The sequence below is a fragment of the Actinomyces johnsonii genome (assembly GCF_006546835.1).
Lineage (GTDB): Bacteria > Actinomycetota > Actinomycetes > Actinomycetales > Actinomycetaceae > Actinomyces > Actinomyces johnsonii.
In genome coordinates, this window is record NZ_VICB01000024.1 from 16,127 (window position 1) to 34,397 (window position 18,271).

The window sequence follows — 18,271 nt, forward strand, 5'->3', positions numbered from 1 at the left end:
TCAGGGGACGGTGCCGCGGGAGGAGGCGGGAATCTCCGATCTCCTCCTGTCGATGGAGGTCTGAACAAGCGGACGTTCTTACAGTGGAAACATGTCTGCTTTCACGTCCGCAGAGAATCAGCCCGACGGCTCTCCCACAGTCGGCGCGCTGGCCGGGGCCCCGCCCAGTCCCGCCTCCGTACCGGCGCTCCAGCTGGTGGAACTGGTCAAGACCTTCGATCGCAAAGTCGCGGTGGATCGGCTGAGCCTCGACATCCCCGTCTCCAGCTTCTACGGCATCGTCGGCCCCAACGGGGCCGGGAAGACAACCAGCCTGTCGATGGCCACCGGCCTGCTGCGTCCCGATGCCGGTCGGGCACTGGTCCACGGCGTCGACGTATGGGCCGAACCGCTACGGGCCAAGGCTCTTCTGGGAGTTCTGCCCGACGGCCTGCGAACCTTCGACCGTCTCAACGGTCTTGAGCTCGTCACCTACTCCGGCCTCCTGCGCGGGCTCGAGCGCGACGTCGTCGTGCCCCGGGCAACCGAGCTGGTCAAGGTTCTGGGGCTGTGGGAGGCCGGCACCACACTGGTGGCCGACTACTCGGCGGGTATGCGAAAGAAGGTTCACCTGGCCTGCGCCATGGTGCACTCGCCCTCCATCCTGGTCCTGGATGAGCCCTTCGAGGCCGTTGACCCGATTTCGGCGCAGACGATTCAGGCGATTCTGCGGGACTACGCCGCTGCCGGAGGAACCGTGGTTATTTCCAGCCACGTCATGGCCACTGTGCAGCGCCTGTGCGACCACGTGGCCATTATCAACGCCGGCCGAGTCGTCGTTGCGGGGACGACGGAGCAGGTCGCCGCCGGGGCCGACCTCGAGCAGCGCTTCACCGAGCTGGTGGGGGCCCAGGTGCGAACGGAGGGGCTGTCATGGTTGCGACCCTCATCAAGCTGAAATGGCGTCTGACCCTCAACGCCTTGACCAAGAACGTCTGGGCCATCGTCGGAACCGTGTTGGGAGTCCTGTACGGGCTGGGAGCCCTCGCCATGGTGCTGGCCGGCGCCGTCGGGCTGGGGCTGAGCGCCGATCCCCGTGTGGCTGCGCTGGTGCTCGGCTCCCTCGGGGCGCTGCTGGTGGTCGGCTGGGCGCTGGTGCCGCTGCTCGTCACCGGGGTCGACTCAACCCTGGATCCCCGAGCCATGGCCGCCTGGACCGCTCCGTCCCGAGGGCTGGCCGCCGGGCTGCTGGCCGCAGGAATCCTTGGCATCCCCGGCTGCCTGACGGCAGTCGTCTGTCTCGTCCCGGTTCTCACCTGGCTGGTGGCGGGCCGGTTCTTAGCGGCGCTTCTGGCGCTGCTGTGCGCTCCGGCTGCTCTGGCCACCTGCGTCATCGTCTCCCGCATCGTAGTGACGGCCGCGGGCATCTCCTCCTCCCGTCGCGGACGAGAGACGACGGCGATCATCGCCTTCCTGACCTTCCTGGCGGCCACGCAGCTTCCCAACCTCCTTCCCAGGCTCATCGGGGACGACATCGCCGGCTCCCTCGAGCGGCTCCAAGCCGTTGCCCGAGCACTGGGACTGACCCCCTTCGGCTGGGCCTTCGCCGCTCCCGGGCTCATGGCCACCGGTTCGGTGCTGCCTGCTCTGGCTCTGACGGTCGGGTCCTGGATCATTCCCGTGGCCCTGCTTCCCCTGTGGCAACGCGTGGTGGGCAGGGTGATGACCTCTCCGGGGACATCGCAGACTCGCACGCGCGCCTACTCCTCGCATAGCGCAGACGGGCACTGCGATCCGCAGGCCGAAGACCAGATCGACGTCCTCCCCTGGGCCCGTAGACTCGGCTCCCTGATACCGCGGCCCGCAGCCGCCGTGGCGGCCCGCAGTCTGCGCTACTGGCGCACCGATCCCAGGTATCTGGTCCAGTTCCTGGCCGTCCTGCTCATGCCGGTGGTCCTCGTCCTGGTTCCCGCTCTCAACTCCAGTCGACTCGTCTTCACCATCGACGGGCATCGGATGGAGACCGGCTTCGCCATCGGCCACGCCCCGGCCATGCTGCTGTTCATGGCGCCCTCTCTGGCCGTGTTCGTGGGCTGGGCGATCCATGACGACCTGGGTATGGACTCCACCGCGCTGTGGAGTCATATCAGCGCCGGGATCAATGGAGCGCACGACCGCCTGGGACGGGTTGTCGGAGCGGCTCTGTGGCAGGTCCCCATGCTGCTCGCCGTCGAGGCGCTCATGAGTCTGTGGACCGGCCGCTGGGAGACGCTTCCGGCCGTCACCGGCGCCTGTCTGGCCCTCTACGGCTGTGCGCTGGCGTGGTCCTGCCTCACCAGTGTCCTCTTGCCCTATGAGACAGTGGCTCCCGGAGACAGCCCCATGCGCTCGCGGACTTCGGGAACGGCTTTTCTCGCTGCGATCATCCAGATGGTGGCGATCCTGGTTCTCCTGGCCGTCTGCTCACCCGTCCTGGGGGCGGCGATCTACGGCGTCGTCTGGGACTCGCAGTGGTGGGGGTGGGGCGCGCTCGGCCTGGGGATCGTCTGGTGCGCTCTGACGCTCTGGGGAGGCATTGTCTTCGGGGGGCGGCTGCTGGACCGGCGCGGTCCCCAGGTTCTTGCAGTGATCCACACGTGGTCGGGGCACGCTCAGCCGGTGTGATCATGGCAGTCACACCGTCATAGGCTGATCGATTCTGACAAATCGGGATAGGATTGCTGTAAAGTCGCTCAAGAATGTAGCGGCTCACAGAGGTCAGTAGACTCAGAACACCTAGTCGTTATGTCAGAGAGGACATCACCGTGCAGCTTGTCATTCTGGACTCCGCTCAGGCACTCGCACAGCGGGCGGCCGACGAGATCGAGGCGCTGCTGACGGACAAACCGGCAGCCGTACTGGGGACCGCCACCGGGTCCTCACCCCTGCCCCTGTATGATGAGCTCGCCGCTCGCTGCGCCGCCGGACGCATCAGCTTCGCCGAGGTCACAGGCTTCATGCTCGACGAGTACGTCGGCCTGCATGCCGGGCACCCGGAGCGCTACGCCACCTTCATGGAGACCAACCTGCGCTCCCGCGTCGACATGCGTCCCGGTGCCCTGCACGGACCGGACGCGCTGAGTGAGGATCTTGAGGCGGCCTGCCGGGACTACGAGGCGCAGATGGCGGCCGCCGGCTACTGCGACTTGCAGATCCTCGGCATCGGCTCCGACGGGCACATCGGATTCAACGAGCCCGGTGGCGCCCTCGACTCGCGCACGCACGTCGGCGAGCTCCACGAGCAGACCCGCCGAGACAACGCCCGCTTCTTCGACGGCGACGTCGACGCGGTCCCCACCCACTGCATCACCCAGGGGCTGGCCACCATCATGGAGGCCCGCAAGCTCGTCCTCATCGCCACCGGAGAGGGCAAGGCTGAGGCCATTGCCCAGCTCGTGGAGGGCGAGGTGAGCCCCGAGTGGCCGGCCACCGTCATGCAGCGCCACGACGACGCCCTGGTGCTGGTCGACCCCGCGGCCGCCAGCAGGCTCACGTCCAAGCACTGACAGAGTCGTCGAGTATCTCAGGGAGAGCCTCCCCACAGACTCAGAATGGGGTGGGCGACTGCCGTTGTACCCCGTCCGACCTACACTGGGCGGCATGACAGACGTCCTCGCCAGTGCTGATCCAGGATCGCCCGGAGCTCCGACCGACCCGGCCTCCGAGCCCACGCAGGGCGTCGGTACGGCCGTCCTGGAGCGCGAGGAGCTCCAGTCGACCGACGACGGCGATGCGGACCGCTTCGCCCACTACGTCCGCAAGGACAAGATCGCTGCGGCCGCCGTCACCGGGCGCCCCGTCGTCGCCCTGTGCGGCAAGGTATGGACGCCCGGGCGCGACCCGTCGAAGTACCCGGTGTGTCCCACCTGCAAGTCCATCTACGAGGAGATGCGCAGTGGGGGCGACTCCGACGGTGGCAAGGGCCCCCGTTTCCCCCGCTTCCCGTTCGGGCGAGGCGGTCGGTGAACGCCGCCCGCGGCGGCCAGGCGACCCACCCCGCCCCGACGCGAGTCTCGACGTCGGCGGCCCAGAACCTCCCTCCGGCCTACCCGCGTCGCGCCGCCTGGGGAACGGCCGGGTCACTGCGCGCCTGGCAGGCCGCGGCCCTGGGGCAGTACCTGGAGGCGATGCCCCAGGACTTCCTGGCCGTGGCCACACCCGGAGCGGGAAAGACGACCTTCGCGCTGCGGGTGGCCACCGAGCTGCTCAGCTCCTGCGACGTCCACAAGGTGACGATCGTCTGCCCCACCGAGCACCTCAAGTACCAGTGGGCCGAGGCGGCCGCCCGTGTCGGTATCCACATCGACCCCTCCTACTCCAACTCCCAGGGGGCGCTTGGATCGCGCTTCGACGGCGTCGCCCTGACCTACGCGCAGGTGGCCGCCAACGCCAACCTGCACCGCGCCCGCACCGACCAGGCCCGTACCCTCGTCATCCTCGACGAGATCCACCACGGCGGGGACGCCCTGAGCTGGGGGGACGCGATCCGCGAGGCCTTCACCCCGGCGCGTCGGCGGCTCGCCCTGACTGGGACGCCCTTCCGCTCCGATACCTCCCCGATTCCATTCGTGCGCTACCAGGAGGACGCCTCCGGTTCGAAGCGCTCCCAGGCGGATTACTCCTACGGCTACTCCGACGCGCTGCGAGACGGCGTCGTGCGCCCGGTGATGTTCATGTCCTACTCGGGCCAGATGCGGTGGCGCACCAAGGCGGGCGATGAGGTCGCGGCCCGTCTGGGCGAGCCCCTCACCAAGGACATGGAGGCTCAGGCCTGGCGCACCGCGCTCGACCCTGCGGGGGAGTGGATCCCCGCGGTCCTGGCCGCCGCCGACCAGCGCCTGACCGAGGTGCGTCGCCAGGTACCCGATGCCGGAGCCCTCGTCATCGCCTCCGACCAGGCCAAAGCCCGGGCCTATGCCAAGCAACTGCGCGCCATCACCGGCCAGGCCCCCACCGTGGTCCTCTCCGACGACAACGGCGCCTCCAGCCGTATCGAGGCCTTCTCCGCCTCCACCGACCGCTGGCTGGTGGCCGTGCGCATGGTCTCCGAAGGGGTGGACGTCCCCCGGCTCGCCGTGGGCGTCTACGCCACCTCAACCTCCACCCCGCTGTTCTTCGCCCAGGCTGTGGGGCGCTTCGTGCGCTCGCGGGCCCGCGGCGAGACCGCCTCGGTCTTCCTCCCCTCGGTCACGCCCCTGCTGGCTCTGGCCGGTGAGATGGAGGTGGCCCGCGACCACATCCTGCGCCGTCCCGACTCGGCGGCGCAGGAGGATGCCCTGTTCAGCCCCGAGGACAAGCTGCTCGCCGAGGCCAACAAGACTGAGAGCGCCTCGGCCGATCTGCTGCCCGGCTTCGAGGCCATGGACAGCCAGGCCGAGTTCGACCGTGTCCTCTTCGACGGCGGCGAGTTCGGGACCGGCGCCATGGTCGGCAGCATCGAGGAGCAGGAGTACCTGGGGCTGCCGGGGCTGCTGGAGCCCGAGCAGGTGACCGCTCTGCTGCGCCAGCGCCAGGACAAGCAGATCGCTTCCCAGAAGAAGCAGGATGCCGCTGCGGCTCAGAGACGGAAGAACTCGGGTGTCGACGACGCCAGGCGCCGGGCGGCGGCCCGTAAGGAGCTCTCCCAGCTGGTGGCCGCCTGGGCCCGCCGCTCGAGCCAGCCGCACGGCGTCGTCCACAACGAGCTTCGGCGCGTGTGCGGGGGACCCGAAGTGGCGGCCGCCTCCACCGAGGAGATCGAGAAGCGCATCCAGACTCTGCGGCGCTGGTTCGTCGGCAAGCGCTGACCCACCTGAGGTGGCCAGGTGCGGACGTGGATCCGCCCTGGTGTCCTCTCGGACGGCTCAGCGCCGGGTAGCGCCTCGCCCGTTGAGGTCGACGTGGCGGGTCGACAGCGCCGACTCGCCGTCGCTCAGTCGCCAGGCGTCATAGGGCAGTTCAGCACGGGACGCTCTGTGCCGCTCCGCTGCCGCGTTCAGAGCCTCCTTGCCGCGATGCTCTTCAATGATCCTGCCCTCATCAACCAGGAGCACCTGGAGCGGCCTGGCTCCGGCCTCATCCAGCGCCGCCAGTCCCTGCTCGCGCGAGCTGCTGGAGACCACCAGCTCCTCGGCCGCCGTGCCCCCAGCGGCGAGGGCGCGACCGGCCCACTTACGGCCTCCTACAGTGGACTTGCCGCCCGAGGAGAACTTGGCGACCTCCTCCATGGTGCCGTCGGCGCCCTCGCGCTCCACCAACTTGTAGACGAGCGCGGCAGTCGGACGCCCCGATCCGGTGACGAGTTTGGTGCCCACGCCGTAGGAGTCCACGGGGGCCGCTCCCAGCGCGGCGATGGCGTGTTCGTCCAGGTCGTTGGTCACGGTGATCTTCGTCCTCGTCGCGCCCAGGGAATCGAGCTGGGCGCGCACCTTGAAGGCCTCGGCCACCAGGTCTCCGGAGTCCAACCGCACCGCCCCGAGCTCTCCGCCGGCCGCCCTGGCCGCCTTGACGGCCCGCTCCACGCCGGTGGCGATGTCGTAGGTGTCCACCAGGATCGTGGTGCCCGGGCCGAGACTGGCCACCTGCGCGGCGAAGGCCTCCTCCTCTGTGTCGTGCAGAAGGGTGAAAGAGTGCGCCGAGGTTCCTACCGTGGGGATTCCGTAGAGCAGCCCCGCCTCCAGGTTGCTCGTTCCCACGAAGCCGCCGACCACCGAGGCCCGGGCCGCGGCGACGGCCGCCAGTTCGTGGGCGCGGCGGGCGCCGAAATCCACGCAAGGGCGCCCGTGGGCGGCGATCGTCATACGGGATGCGGCTGCGGCGACGGCGCAGTCGTAGTTGTAGATTGACAGGGCCAGGGTCTCCAGGATGCATGCCTCGGCGAAGGTGCCCTCGACGGTCAGCAGCGGGGAACCGGCGAAGTAGCACTCGCCCTCGGCGTAGCCTCGGATCGTTCCGGTGAAGCGGTAGTTGCGCAGGAAGTCCAGAGTCTCGTCATTGACGACCCCGGTGTGGTGCAGGAAATCGATCTGGCCGGGAGTGAAGGTGAAGGCTTCGATGGCGTCCAGCAATCGACCGGTGCCGGCAACGACTCCGAAACGTCGTGATGCGGGAAGCCTGCGGCCGAAGAGCTCGAAGACGCTGCGTCTCAGGGCAGTGCCGGACTCCAGTGCTCCCTGAAGCATGGTGAGCTCATACATATCGGTCAGCAACGATGTCGAGGCTGCGGAAGCCGCGGACACGTCGACAGGGGCTGTAGAAGCAACAGTGGATCTGGCGGTGGGCGTGTAGTCGTTCACGGGAACAACCTATCGCGGCACGGAGCGGAGGCCACCTGTCGTCGGTCCGCCGTTGGTCAATCATCGGTGGTTTTTGGGAAGGTGACTGGCGGATCACCGACCTCATATTGCCGGGGCGCCGTTACCCTGGTGGCATGAGCGCCTCGCTGCCCGTCGCCGAACCGGAGATCCTGGAGGAGTCTTGTGCCCGCGCTCAGCGCCTGTGGTGCACCGTGGTTCATGACGATCCGGTCAACACGATGAGTTATGTGACTTGGGTCTTCCACTCCTACTTCGGCTTCTCTCTGCCCGTGGCTGAGGCTCGCATGATGCAGGTGCACACCACCGGCCGCGCCGTCGTCTCCCGGGGCGCCCGCGAGCGCATGGAGATCGACGTGACCGCGATGCACGGCTATGGTCTGCGCGCCACGATCGAGCCTTTAGGCGACGACGGCGAGGGCTCCGCGAGCGATGCTGCAGGAGGACAGTGATGCGAGCCTTTCGTCGGGTCTCCCAGGGACTGGCCTGCGGTCTCGATGACTGGGAGCGAGAGATCTTGGCCCGGTTGGCCCTTGAGGTCAGGGCCCTCCTCCAAGCGGATGACTCCGTTCACGAGGACGCGGACGACTCGGTCGCCGCTTCGCCGTCGTCCCGTGCCGATCCGGGGCGCCCGGGGGAGAGCGAGCGGGATCGCGAGGTCCTGGCGGCTCTCGACTTCGACGTTGATCCGCCCGCCAATCACGTTCACGCCGGCCGGCCGACTACGGATCCCGTCGTCGGCGTCCTGCTGCCGAAGGCATCCGAGGATCCCATCACCGCGATGGAGGTGAGCAGTCTGACCCGCGCACGGCTGCGGGGCGACAAGGTCGCCCGCCTGGTGCGGCTGGTTGCCGAGCTACGGGTGCCATCGGGCCCCGAGGCGACGGTGCTGGTGCCGCTGGGACAGGAGGCCGACTGGCTCGGTGCGATCAACGACATCCGCCTCGTGCTGGCTCAGCGCCTGGGGATCGAGTCGGCGCAGGACGCCGGGCACGTCCACGACATCGCCTTCCAGGAGGCCCCTGAGAGCGAGACTTCTCACGAGCAGTGGTACCGCGGTACAGCGCTCGTTTACGACATGGTCACCTGGTGGCAGGAATCACTGGTATCCGCGCTGTTCGGGGGCACAGGGCCCGCATAGTCTCGCTGTGTGAATGATGCTCCGATCGGGATGTTCGACTCTGGGGTCGGTGGCCTCACCGTCGCCCGTTCCGTCCTCGACCAGCTGCCCCACGAGCAGGTGCTCTACATCGGGGACACCGCCAACGGCCCCTACGGCCCCCGAGACATCGCCGAGGTCCGCTCCCTGGCCCTGAGCATCATGGACGAGCTCGTGGACCGCGGGGTCAAGCTGCTCGTCATCGCCTGCAACACTGCTTCCGCAGCCGTCCTGCACGATGCTCGCGAGCGCTACACCCTGGGTCGGGGCGTCCCGGTCATCGAGGTGATCCACCCTGCCGCGCGTACGGCTGCCCGGGTGACCCGCAACGGCAGGGTTGGTTTGATCGCCACCCGGGGGACGGTCGACTCGCGCGCCTATGACGATGCGCTTCAAGCCGTCCCCGGCGTCGAGCTCTTCTCCCAGGCCTGCCCGCGTTTCGTCGAGCTCGCCGAGCGGGGCGTGACCACCGGCGCCGAGGTTCTCGACGTCGCCGAGGAGTACCTCGCCCCCATCAAGGCGGCCGGTGTCGACACGCTCATCCTGGGATGCACCCACTACCCTCTGCTGGTGGGGCCGATATCCTACGTGATGGGGGAGGACGTGCCCTTGGTGACCTCCTCCGACGAGACCGCCAAGGATGTCTACCGGGCACTGGCCCGCAAGAACCTCCTTCGCGGATCAGACGCTCCTGAACCGCGCCATGACTTCCGCTCCACCGGTGACCCGGAGGCCTTCTCGGTGCTGGCCCGGCGCTTCCTCGGGCCCGAGGTCGCCGCCGTCGAGCGCATCGCCTTCGCCTCTTCCGAATCGGGCGCCCGCGCCGTGCCGTCCGACGTTTCCCCCCTTCCCGCCACCCTCCAAGGATCTGCATGAGACTCACGATTATCGGATGCTCCGGCTCCATGTCGGGTCCTCAGTCCCCGGCGTCCTGCTACCTGGTACAGGCCGACGGAGTCAATGCCGACGGCGCGCTGCGCACCTACTCGATCGTGCTGGACCTCGGGCCGGGATCGATGGGGCAGCTGCTGCGGCACCTCGATCCCGCCGAGCTCGACGCCATCGCGATCTCCCACTGCCACGCCGATCACATGGTCGACCTGGTGGGAATGCACGTCTACCGGCGCTGGTTGCCGACCGGGGCGCTGGGGCCGGTCGCCTGCCTGGGGCCCTCGGAGCTGCTGGAGCGTCTTCAGGGTGTTGACGGCGTGCCGCCGACCGAGCGCTACGCCACCGAGTTCGGTTTCGTCACCGCCGTGCCCGGCAGGTCCTACAGCGTGGGGCCCATGGTGATCTCACCCTTCGAGGCGCTCCATCCGGTGGAAGCCTACGGTTACCGGATCGAGGGGCCGAGCGAGGAGGATCCCTCACAGCGGGTCGACCTGGCCTTCACCGGCGACACCGACTCGTGTCAGAGCATGAGCGACATGGCCCGGGGTGTGGACCTCCTCCTGGCTGAGGCGGCCTTCGTCGAGGGCCGTGACACGGTGGGCGGAATGCACATGACCGGTCGTCGCGCCGGGGAGCTGGCCGCCCAGGCCGGTGCGGGTCACCTGGTCCTCACCCACATCCAGCCTTGGACCGATCCGGCCGTGCCCCTCAAGGAGGCCGCATCCGTCTACTCGGGCCCGTTGGAGGCGGCGACGGCGGACGCCGTCTGGGAGCTGTGAGCCCCGGCGGGCAGGACCGCCCCCCAAAGCAGCGGATGATCTCCTTCACCCCGGCTCTGCCCGACGGGACGGACTGTCCTTGGATCCGAGACCGGCGGACTCGCTGGTGGCTGGTGATTCCCGCGGATTTCGTGGCCGTGGCGCTCGTGGCCCTGTTCGGCGCCGCCTCGACGCACACGATGGGGCAGGTCGTCACCGCGCTGTGGCAGGTGGCTGTGGCGGTGGTCATCGCCTGGGGCGCTACCTGGTTCCTCCGACGTGGTCACCCCGATCATCTGGAGATGGCGCTACCCGAGGGGCTCATCGTCGTGGGACTCGTCTGGGTGACCTGGACCGCGCTGCGCTACCTGACAGCAGCGTTCGACGACGGCGCGGCCGTGGCTTCCTGGGCGGTGATGACAGGGACTTTCCTCCTGGTGTTCCTGGGAGGATGGCGATGGCTCTACGGCTACGTGCGCGCCCACGATTCTCTGATCCCCAAACCGTTGGAACGGCGCCTCGCCGAGCAGGAGCAGGACGGGCGTTAGTCTCTGCCAAGGGCAGCCCCTCGACTCCTTCCGACTCCGGGGCGCTCTCTTTACGGGGTGGCAACCCGGCCGTTCATACCTTGACGCCATGCACCACTCCTCCAAGCAGCGTCGATCACATCGGTGGATCGGCGCTCTGGTTGCCGTCGCCCTCCTCATGGGAGGAGTGGGCGGATTCCTCACTTATGCGCACCGGCACGAGGGGCGGGCTCCACGAGGCACCATGCTCATGGGACAGGACGTGTCCGGAATCGACCGGCAGACCCTGATCGCGCTCGTCTCCCAGAGGGCCGCATCAGCCTCACTGACGCTGAACGTCAAAGGAACCTCTACCACCGTTCCGATCTCCCAGATCGCCCGGGTCGACGCCCAGGCGACCGTGGAGGCCGCCGTGTCCGGAGCCGGATCGCCGATGGCCCACCTACGCGGCATCGTCAGGAAGCGGGAGGTGACGGTGCGGTACACGATCGACGAGGAAGCCCGTGCCGCGCTGGTATCCCAGCTGAGCAGCACGCTGCACGATCATGCCGTCGAGCCGACAGTGGCTTGGGATGAAGACGGCGGTGGTTTCATCGCCTCACCCGGAAGATCAGGTGACGGCATCGACCCCGATGACCTTGACTCGGTCCTCGATGCCGCCGTGCGCAAGCTCTCCGATCACACGGCGCCGCTGTCGATCCGCCGGACCGAGCCCACGGTGAGCGCCGAGGAGGCGAGCGCGGTGGCACGATCGGCAACCGCACTGCTGGACGCCGAGCTCTCGGTAACGGTCGATGCCGCCGCGCACACGGCCACCAGGGCTCAAAAGGCCTCTTGGATCGATTTCCCCATCAAGGAGGACCGCATTGTGCCCATGGTCTCGCAGGACAGAGTCAAGGCCTGGGTTTCCTCACTGACCGCGGAGGCGGAGCGCAGTCCGGTCAACGCCATCAACGACGTCGACTCATCCGGGACAGTGCTCCAGCTCGCCCGCCCTGGCAAGGCCGGAAGACGGGCGGGCAATATCGAGGAGGTGACGGCGGCGCTCGCCCAGGGGCTCGGTCAGGGCAGGAGCCTTAGCCAGGAGATCAGTTGGAACGAGGTTCCCCACTCCACCGAGAACCGGGTGGTGCCCAGCGGGCCGGAGCGCTTCGCCTACCAGGCCAAGGAGGGGGAGAAGTGGATCGACGTCAACCTGACCGACTCAACGCTGACCGCCTATGAGGGGCAGAAGGTCGTCTACGGGCCGATCCTCATCAACCACGGTGGCGTTGGGCACGAGACCGTGACCGGCACCTACAAGATCTACCTGCGCCACCGGGCGCAGGACATGGGGTGCACTCCCGAATGGCCCTACTGCGAACGAGGCGTTCCTTGGGTGAGCTACTGGCACAAGAGCTACGCCCTCCACGGTGCTCCCTGGGTCAAGGAGTTCGGCATCGGTACGGACGAGTCCTCACACGGATGCATCAACATCCCGGTGGCGGACGCTCAGGCGATCTGGCAGTGGTCCGAGATCGGCACCACTGTGGTGACGCACTACTGACAGTATGCCCGAACTCACCGGCTCAGGATCTCCGCCAGGATCGGCGCAAGGTCGCGGAATGCCTGGCCCCGGTGGGAGATGGCGTGCTTCTCCTCAGGAGCCATTTGGGCGGTGGTGCGGCCCCGACCCGCCGGCCCGTCCTCTTGGACGGGCACGAAGATCGGGTCGTATCCGAAGCCCCCATCGCCCCGGGGGGAACGCGCGAGCCGTCCCTCCATGGAACCCTCGATCGTGGTGACCTGCTCCGATAGTCCGTCGGAGCCGGGCTGGACCAGGACCGCGGCGCACGTGAACCGCGCCGTCCGATGCGGATCGACAACATCGGCGAGCTGATCCAGAAGCAGGCGGAGGTTGGCCGCATCGTCACCGTGCCGCCCGCTCCAGCGGGCCGAGAAGATCCCCGGCGCTCCGCCCAGCACATCCACACACAGCCCCGAGTCATCGGCGACCGCCGGCAGGCCGGTGGCCAGGGCAAGTGCCCGGGCCTTGACAAGAGCATTGTCGGTGAAGGACAGCCCGTCCTCCACCGGTTCTGGAACCTTGAGTGAGGCTGCCGAGATGACGGCGCCGGGATCCAGGCCCGGTACGAGCGGTTCAAGGATCTGCCTCAGCTCGGCCAGTTTTCCGGCGTTATGGGTTGCCAGGACGAGCCGGGCCCCGGTGGGTACCCCGCCTTCGTCCATAACTGGAAGGGCATCGGCGGAGGAATATGTGTTCATGGAGCATGCCCCCGTGATCAGTGAGGTTCAGGGGTGTTCGGGTCCGTGGAGGACTCCGAGGAGGACACGGTGAAGGGCTCCCCACTGGGGCCGGCCAGAGCTCGACGCTGGAGCACGGAGAGCTGGGCGTTGCCGGAGGCGGCCAGGTCGAGCAGCGCTCCCAGTTCGGAGCGGTCGAAGGGGGCGTGCTCGGCGGTGCCCTGGACCTCGATGAACCGGCCGTCCCCGGTCTGGACGACGTTCATGTCGGTCTCGGCGCGGACGTCCTCCTCATAGGGCAGGTCGAGGCAGGGCACGCCGTCGACGATCCCCACCGAGATGGCGGACAGGGAGTCGGACAGCACCGGCCTACCGGAGCGGGCCTTGATGAGCCCCCGCTCGGTGCCCCAGGCGACGGCATCGGCCAGGGCCACATAGGCGCCGGTAATGGCTGCGGTGCGGGTGCCGCCGTCGGCCTGCAGGACATCGCAGTCCAGCGCGATCGTGTTCTCGCCCAGTGCGGACACGTCGATGATGCCGCGCAGGCTGCGGCCGATGAGACGGGAGATCTCATGGGTGCGGCCACCGACCTTGCCGCGCACGGACTCACGGCCCGAGCGCTCCGATCCGGCCCGGGGCAGCATCGCGTACTCGGCGGTCACCCACCCCTCACCACTGCCTTTGCGCCAGCGCGGAACGCCCTCGGTGAAGGATGCGGCGCACAGGACGCGGGTGCGTCCGAATGTCACCAGAACCGATCCCTCAGCGTGGTCCAGCCAGTGGCGGGTCATGGTCACGGGACGAAGCTCGTCGACGGCGCGGCCGTCCTTGCGGGTCAACGGGGCGGTTGTCATGGGCCCAGGCTACCCGGCCGTGTCTCGGTTCCGGAGCAGCCTCTGCGTCTTGTGGGGTACCGGCGGCCATGGTGCGAGGCGGCGGTTGGCCGGTAGCGTTCGTTGCACCATCTGTTCCAACACGGAGCCGAGTTGAAGAACGAGGAGAACACCATGACCTATGTCAACATCACTGCGCTGACCTTCCCCGAGGGCGCCCAGGAGGAGATCGAGAGGCGCTTCGCCGCGCGCAAGCGCGGTGTTGATGCCTCGCAGGGCTTCCAGAGCTTCGAGCTGCTGCGCCCAGTCGTTGGCGAGGACCGCTACTTCGTGGTGACCAGATGGCGGACGCGAGAGGACTACGAGCGCTGGCAGGCAGCACGGCCTACCGGCGGGCACGAGGACGACAAGCGCCGGGGCATGAGCGTGGAGGTCCTCGGCTTCGAGGTCGTCCAGCACGAGCAGTAGGGCTTTCGACAGACCGACGCCTCTTGAAATCATCGTTCTTGATCGGAAGAAGCTGAGCATGGTGACAAACATCTTCGTCAGGGAAAGTGTCGATCACTACGAACCGCCCCAGCGGGCCACAGTCCACTTGGATGTGAGGGGCACAGGGCTGAACCGCGAACATGTGCGGGCTCAAGTGTCTGACGTGCTGCACCAGGTGCGGGCGCAGATAGAATCATTGCATGATAAGCAAGAGGGCCCTGTCACATGGTTCGCCGTATCGAAAGCACGCACGTGGTCATGGAAGGATGATGACGGCGTCAAATTCTCCGAAGAGGTCGGCGTGAAGGTGAAATTCTGCGATTTCTCCCGCATGGGAGCGTGGATGAATTCCGTGCTGGCGTTTAAAGGAGTGCGCGTTTGGGTGATAGAGTGGTCGGTGACTGAGCATCGCAAGAAGGAGCTCGAGACCTGGTTGCGTCAAAAGGCGGTGCGCTCAGCAAAAGACAAGGCGGAACAGTATGCTTCTGCTCTTGGTCTGCACGTCAGTTCCGTCAAGACTGTTGCGGATGAGGGTTTTCTGCAGAAAAATACGGCTGGTGGAATGTCAAGTGTTGTGGCCAGTCGGGGTGGCGGAGGGGCGGGATATGGAAAGGCCTCTTCTGACGCCTACCAGTTTACGCCGGAGGATGTTCGCATGAGTGCATCGATCGAAGCGGAGTTCCTGGCTGAGTAACCTATTCAACCTCTTTGTAGATTCTGTAGAGTCTGTCAGATCCGGAATGGGTCTAGAAGGATTAAGCCTCCTTGTTCGATGCGGCCTTTTGTTTCTAGTGGCATCGCGGTATCGATAGGGCTGGGGAGTTGTTCCCTTGTGCCCAGACGCGTGCTCATCGTAGGGTGAAGTTGCATGTAGATGATCTCGCGTCACAGGAGGTGTGGACGAGTCATGGGTATCGATGCTGACCTAGTAAGCCGACAGACCGAGCAGCTGCGCAGTACCGGCGTGCTGGTAGTTCCAGAGTCCCCCTCCCGCCAGTGGGGAATGCTCCTGGGATGTGTCGTCTTTACCGTGCTGAGTATCGGTCTGCTCGCACTCGCCAACCAGTCGGACTCCTCGCTTCAGTTCATGGTGGGCGGGATTGTGGGTGTCGTCTTCTTCGGTGTCGTCGGAATCTCCGCCGTGATGAGGAAGATCCTCCGTCGCAGCCGGCTGGTCGTCACTCCCGAAGGGCTGCGTCTGGAACGGCGCTCCGGTCAGTCCTACGTTGTCAACGAGTCCGCGCGTTGGACGGACATCGCCGAGTTCTTCGGGGAGCAGATCAGTTCCGGAGGCGGCACCAGGGCGCAGTTGGTGACCGGCTACGTCCTGACGCCGCAGGGGCAGCGGGCGCGCAGCCACGATGCTGCCGCGCCCCAGCTGAGTCAGCGGGCCAACGAGCTGGTGGACCGGGGAACCCTGCGAGAGGGGCGCGTGTACCTTCCGGCGATGTTGGAGGGCGGAAGGGGAGAGCTGCTCGCCGTGCTCCAACAGGCGCACCGGTACTACAGCGGTAGTCGGGCAAGCGACGGCTGGAACGGACCGGGGCGATAGTCCCACAACCATCAGGGCCGTGTGTGCCGCGACGACGGCATAACGACGTCGGGTCCATATATTTGTGCGCGAGAAGGGATTCGAACCCTCACGCCCGAAGGCACCAGGACCTAAACCTGGGGCGTCTACCAATTCCGCCACTCGCGCTGCAACGCATCCACTCTACCGACTCCAGCGCGAACTTCCGAATACGGCGGCCGCCGCGCCCGTACTGAAGGGAGTCGAGTTCAGCGTCTCCGGGGCCATGGGGCCTGCCGGGTGACCGGCTCTTCAATCAACGCCGAGCGCAGCCCGTAGACGCTTGACATGCCCTGTCGCCCGGACGTTGTACTGGGCCAGCGTCACGGTTCCGTCGGGCGCCACCACCACGGTCGAACGGATGACGCCCGTGTAGACCTTGCCGTAGTTCTTCTTCTCGCCCCATACGCCCCAGGCCTTTATCACAACGTGGTCGGCGTCCGACAGCAGGGGGAAGGGTAGGTCGTGGCGGCTGGCGAACTTGACCTGAGCGCTCACCGGGTCAGGGGAGATGCCGACGACGGCGTAGCCGGCCGCCTTGAGCCCCTCCATGGAGTCCCTGAAGTCGCAGGCCTCCTTGGTGCAGCCCGGAGTACTGGCCTTGGGGTAGAAATAGACGATGACGCCCTTGTCCGTGTCGGCGAGAAGGTCGTTGAGGGCCACGGAGCGGCCGTCCTGGTCGAGCAGGGAGAATTCCGGGGCGTGGTCACCGACGGCGAGCTGGGTCATAGGTCCTCCTTGGGAGCCTGGGCGGATGCTCTCATCCTCGCATCGTTCCCGGTGCCTTCGGCAGTGGATTCGGCGAGTTACTTTCGTGATCTGGCGAACGTTGTTCTCAGTGCCATCGCATTGTCCGGAACCTCCGGCAGCCCGGTTCGGCATCATCGCGAGGACGATGGTGGCGAACCGAATGATGAGGTCGGGGCGCGCCACAGCGAGCCCCGACCTCATCGAATCAACTATCTTGTGTGCTGCGCCCCGATCAGGCGGCCCGGGAGAGCGACTGCCGGGATGCCCTCTGAGCTGCGTCCAGACGTTCCAGCGCACGCTCAAGCCGGGATGGTGAAGCGGTTGCTCCCAGCGAGGCTAGCTCGGCGCGCGCGGCGAAGAGCTCGCGATCGGCACCGTCATGGGCCTCGGGGGCGCCGGCCGCTGGCTCGGCGGTCAGTGCGGTAGTGGTGTGAATGCTGTGTGTCATACGTATTCCCTCGACTTCCTTCGACGTCGTCGGCCCATGAGGGCCTGGCCGCAGCGGGCGGTGCGATCAGGCATACCTGTACACCGATGTTCTGCGGGCAAAGACTTCTGGCGGCGCGGCCGATTCGGACGGCCGCACTGTGTTCGCGAGGGGAGCGGGAGTCGACGAGACAGCGGATTTCGAGCGTATCTCAGACCCATGCCGCAGGCGGGCGCGGACTGATCGCCTGCGTGCTTGTGCTGTAGCGCCTCGGAACCATTCCGAGTACGCAGTCGCCCCTCGTGGTACACCGCCAGGGACTTGAACCCTGAACCCGCTGATTAAGAGTCAGCTGCTCTGCCAATTGAGCTAGCGGTGCTCGGCCTGTGACGGCCGATGCTTCCCGTCCTGATGAGGCGGAAGAGCCGTACACCGCCAGGGACTTGAACCCTGAACCCGCTGATTAAGAGTCAGCTGCTCTGCCAATTGAGCTAGCGGTGCTTCACCACAACGATGTCATTTGACGTGCTTCGCCGGGCGACGGAGGAATACTTTACGGATGGAGGAGGGACTCGTCCAGCCGGAATCCACGAAACCAGCCTATTGTGTGGCAAGTCTCAGGGGCTCTCGGACGGGTGCAGTTAGCTTCGAGTCTTCCGGGGGGCTGCCTCGTTCAGCTCGGCGGGCGGTTCTCTCGATCCTGTCGGCGACGGCGGACATCGGCGGCGCGGATGCGGTCCCGTTTCGACGCCGTGGATTGCGGGCGCGTCTTCGGCGGCGCCTTGGCCGACCGGCCTCGGCCCGCTTTCCCGGCTCGCTCGTCCTTGCCGCTCATAGAGCTCCCGTTCGCCGTCGTATCCTCGATACGGCCGGTACGCGACCACTGTCGGTACTGGTTCAAGGTGACCGTCTGTTCCTCATCGAGGCGGCGCCACAGGGGCAGATCGAGTTTCTTGCGATCGCGCACGCGAGTGCCGAGGGTCCAGCCCGCCAGCATCACCAGAACGACCACTATCCCGCCCCAAACGCTGCTGCGACCCGCACCAGCGCCGGTGAGCTTGGAGACCGTCCCCGCGAGCAGACCCGCAACGATGATGGTCACGACGACGATGGAGGCCATCGACGCCCAGTAGCGCTGGTTGGCGGTTCCGAGCGGCTTGCGGGGGGCGGCGGTCATCCCAACATTGTGGCACCCGCTCGTGTGTGTTCCCCCGATCGGCCCGATCAGGGTCTCTGCTTCGTGTGGGCACGGGTGCGGTTGGGCGTCACATGCCGGCGGCTCTCACCGAGCCGTCTTGCACGGTAGCGTGGGC

The 18,271-nt window shown here is 67.0% G+C and carries 20 protein-coding genes and 3 tRNA genes; 14 read left to right on the top strand and 9 right to left on the bottom strand.

Features of this window, described 5'->3' with window-relative positions:
• Nucleotides 1–91 precede the first annotated feature (91 nt).
• The 5 genes from FK256_RS12915 (at nucleotide 92) to FK256_RS12935 (ending at nucleotide 5,804) form a co-directional block, all read left to right on the top strand.
• The gene (locus tag FK256_RS12915; RefSeq protein ID WP_009233716.1) at nucleotides 92–937 is read left to right on the top strand and encodes an ABC transporter ATP-binding protein; all 846 of its coding nucleotides are present in this window, start codon (nucleotides 92–94) and stop codon (nucleotides 935–937) included.
• Nucleotides 913–2,643, top strand: a complete 1,731-nt coding sequence (locus FK256_RS12920) for a transporter (protein ID WP_141425022.1) — start codon at nucleotides 913–915, stop codon at nucleotides 2,641–2,643. Before FK256_RS12915 ends, FK256_RS12920 begins: the two co-directional genes overlap by 25 nt.
• 140 nt (nucleotides 2,644–2,783) lie before the next feature.
• Nucleotides 2,784–3,524, top strand: coding sequence for a glucosamine-6-phosphate deaminase (nagB, locus tag FK256_RS12925; RefSeq protein WP_141425023.1), 741 nt, complete (start codon nucleotides 2,784–2,786; stop codon nucleotides 3,522–3,524).
• A gap of 94 nt (nucleotides 3,525–3,618) precedes the next feature.
• Complete coding sequence (locus FK256_RS12930; protein WP_021607200.1) at nucleotides 3,619–3,984, top strand: DUF3039 domain-containing protein; 366 nt, start codon at nucleotides 3,619–3,621, stop codon at nucleotides 3,982–3,984.
• On the top strand, nucleotides 3,981–5,804 hold the full coding sequence (locus FK256_RS12935; protein ID WP_141425024.1) for a DEAD/DEAH box helicase: 1,824 nt from the start codon (nucleotides 3,981–3,983) through the stop codon (nucleotides 5,802–5,804). The genes FK256_RS12930 and FK256_RS12935 overlap by 4 nt, the downstream gene beginning before the upstream one ends.
• 57 nt (nucleotides 5,805–5,861) lie before the next feature.
• On the opposite strand, the gene FK256_RS12940 is transcribed toward FK256_RS12935, so the two are convergent.
• Nucleotides 5,862–7,292, bottom strand: a complete 1,431-nt coding sequence (locus FK256_RS12940) for a nicotinate phosphoribosyltransferase (protein WP_141425025.1) — start codon at nucleotides 7,290–7,292, stop codon at nucleotides 5,862–5,864.
• Between the two features lie 134 nt (nucleotides 7,293–7,426).
• Between FK256_RS12940 and clpS the strand changes: the two genes are divergently transcribed.
• From clpS to FK256_RS12970, 6 genes are all read left to right on the top strand, one after another.
• Nucleotides 7,427–7,762, top strand: a complete 336-nt coding sequence (gene clpS, locus FK256_RS12945; RefSeq protein ID WP_021608874.1) for an ATP-dependent Clp protease adapter ClpS — start codon at nucleotides 7,427–7,429, stop codon at nucleotides 7,760–7,762.
• Nucleotides 7,762–8,451 carry a DUF2017 family protein gene (locus FK256_RS12950; protein WP_141425026.1) on the top strand — a complete coding sequence of 230 codons (690 nt, stop codon included), beginning with the start codon at nucleotides 7,762–7,764 and terminating at the stop codon, nucleotides 8,449–8,451. Before clpS ends, FK256_RS12950 begins: the two co-directional genes overlap by 1 nt.
• A gap of 30 nt (nucleotides 8,452–8,481) precedes the next feature.
• A complete protein-coding gene (gene murI / locus FK256_RS12955) occupies nucleotides 8,482–9,345 on the top strand; it encodes a glutamate racemase (RefSeq protein ID WP_021607196.1) in 864 nt (287 codons plus the stop codon).
• Nucleotides 9,342–10,139: an MBL fold metallo-hydrolase gene (locus tag FK256_RS12960; protein WP_021607195.1), complete on the top strand. Its 798-nt coding sequence runs from the start codon at nucleotides 9,342–9,344 to the stop codon at nucleotides 10,137–10,139. The genes murI and FK256_RS12960 overlap by 4 nt, the downstream gene beginning before the upstream one ends.
• A 35-nt stretch (nucleotides 10,140–10,174) precedes the next feature.
• Nucleotides 10,175–10,666, top strand: a complete 492-nt coding sequence (locus FK256_RS12965) for a DUF3054 domain-containing protein (RefSeq protein WP_309314101.1) — start codon at nucleotides 10,175–10,177, stop codon at nucleotides 10,664–10,666.
• A gap of 88 nt (nucleotides 10,667–10,754) precedes the next feature.
• On the top strand, nucleotides 10,755–12,191 hold the full coding sequence (locus FK256_RS12970) for a L,D-transpeptidase family protein (protein ID WP_141425028.1): 1,437 nt from the start codon (nucleotides 10,755–10,757) through the stop codon (nucleotides 12,189–12,191).
• A gap of 14 nt (nucleotides 12,192–12,205) precedes the next feature.
• Here FK256_RS12970 and rdgB read toward each other — a convergent pair whose 3' ends face one another.
• On the bottom strand, nucleotides 12,206–12,910 hold the full coding sequence (gene rdgB / locus FK256_RS12975) for an RdgB/HAM1 family non-canonical purine NTP pyrophosphatase (RefSeq protein ID WP_141425029.1): 705 nt from the start codon (nucleotides 12,908–12,910) through the stop codon (nucleotides 12,206–12,208).
• 17 nt (nucleotides 12,911–12,927) lie between these two features.
• On the bottom strand, nucleotides 12,928–13,743 hold the full coding sequence (gene rph, locus FK256_RS12980) for a ribonuclease PH (RefSeq protein WP_021607191.1): 816 nt from the start codon (nucleotides 13,741–13,743) through the stop codon (nucleotides 12,928–12,930).
• A gap of 153 nt (nucleotides 13,744–13,896) precedes the next feature.
• Here rph and FK256_RS12985 point away from each other — a divergent pair, with 153 nt between their 5' ends.
• From FK256_RS12985 to FK256_RS12995, 3 genes are all read left to right on the top strand, one after another.
• Nucleotides 13,897–14,190, top strand: coding sequence for an antibiotic biosynthesis monooxygenase family protein (locus FK256_RS12985; RefSeq protein WP_141425030.1), 294 nt, complete (start codon nucleotides 13,897–13,899; stop codon nucleotides 14,188–14,190).
• A 58-nt stretch (nucleotides 14,191–14,248) separates the two neighbouring features.
• Nucleotides 14,249–14,905 carry an SIMPL domain-containing protein gene (locus FK256_RS12990; protein ID WP_021607189.1) on the top strand — a complete coding sequence of 219 codons (657 nt, stop codon included), beginning with the start codon at nucleotides 14,249–14,251 and terminating at the stop codon, nucleotides 14,903–14,905.
• A gap of 213 nt (nucleotides 14,906–15,118) precedes the next feature.
• Nucleotides 15,119–15,763, top strand: a complete 645-nt coding sequence (locus FK256_RS12995; protein WP_141425031.1) for an STM3941 family protein — start codon at nucleotides 15,119–15,121, stop codon at nucleotides 15,761–15,763.
• Nucleotides 15,764–15,828: 65 nt separating this feature from the next.
• On the opposite strand, the gene FK256_RS13000 is transcribed toward FK256_RS12995, so the two are convergent.
• The 6 genes from FK256_RS13000 to FK256_RS13025 form a co-directional block, all read right to left on the bottom strand.
• Nucleotides 15,829–15,910 (bottom strand) — tRNA-Leu (locus FK256_RS13000).
• A gap of 123 nt (nucleotides 15,911–16,033) precedes the next feature.
• Nucleotides 16,034–16,510, bottom strand: coding sequence for a thioredoxin-dependent thiol peroxidase (gene bcp / locus FK256_RS13005; RefSeq protein WP_021607187.1), 477 nt, complete (start codon nucleotides 16,508–16,510; stop codon nucleotides 16,034–16,036).
• 253 nt (nucleotides 16,511–16,763) lie between these two features.
• On the bottom strand, nucleotides 16,764–16,979 hold the full coding sequence (locus FK256_RS13010) for a hypothetical protein (RefSeq protein WP_021607186.1): 216 nt from the start codon (nucleotides 16,977–16,979) through the stop codon (nucleotides 16,764–16,766).
• Nucleotides 16,980–17,261: 282 nt separating this feature from the next.
• Nucleotides 17,262–17,337 (bottom strand) — tRNA-Lys (locus tag FK256_RS13015).
• Nucleotides 17,338–17,386: 49 nt separating this feature from the next.
• Nucleotides 17,387–17,459, bottom strand: a tRNA-Lys gene (locus tag FK256_RS13020).
• 172 nt (nucleotides 17,460–17,631) lie between these two features.
• On the bottom strand, nucleotides 17,632–18,135 hold the full coding sequence (locus FK256_RS13025) for a hypothetical protein (protein ID WP_141425032.1): 504 nt from the start codon (nucleotides 18,133–18,135) through the stop codon (nucleotides 17,632–17,634).
• Between the last annotated feature and the right edge of the window lie 136 nt (nucleotides 18,136–18,271).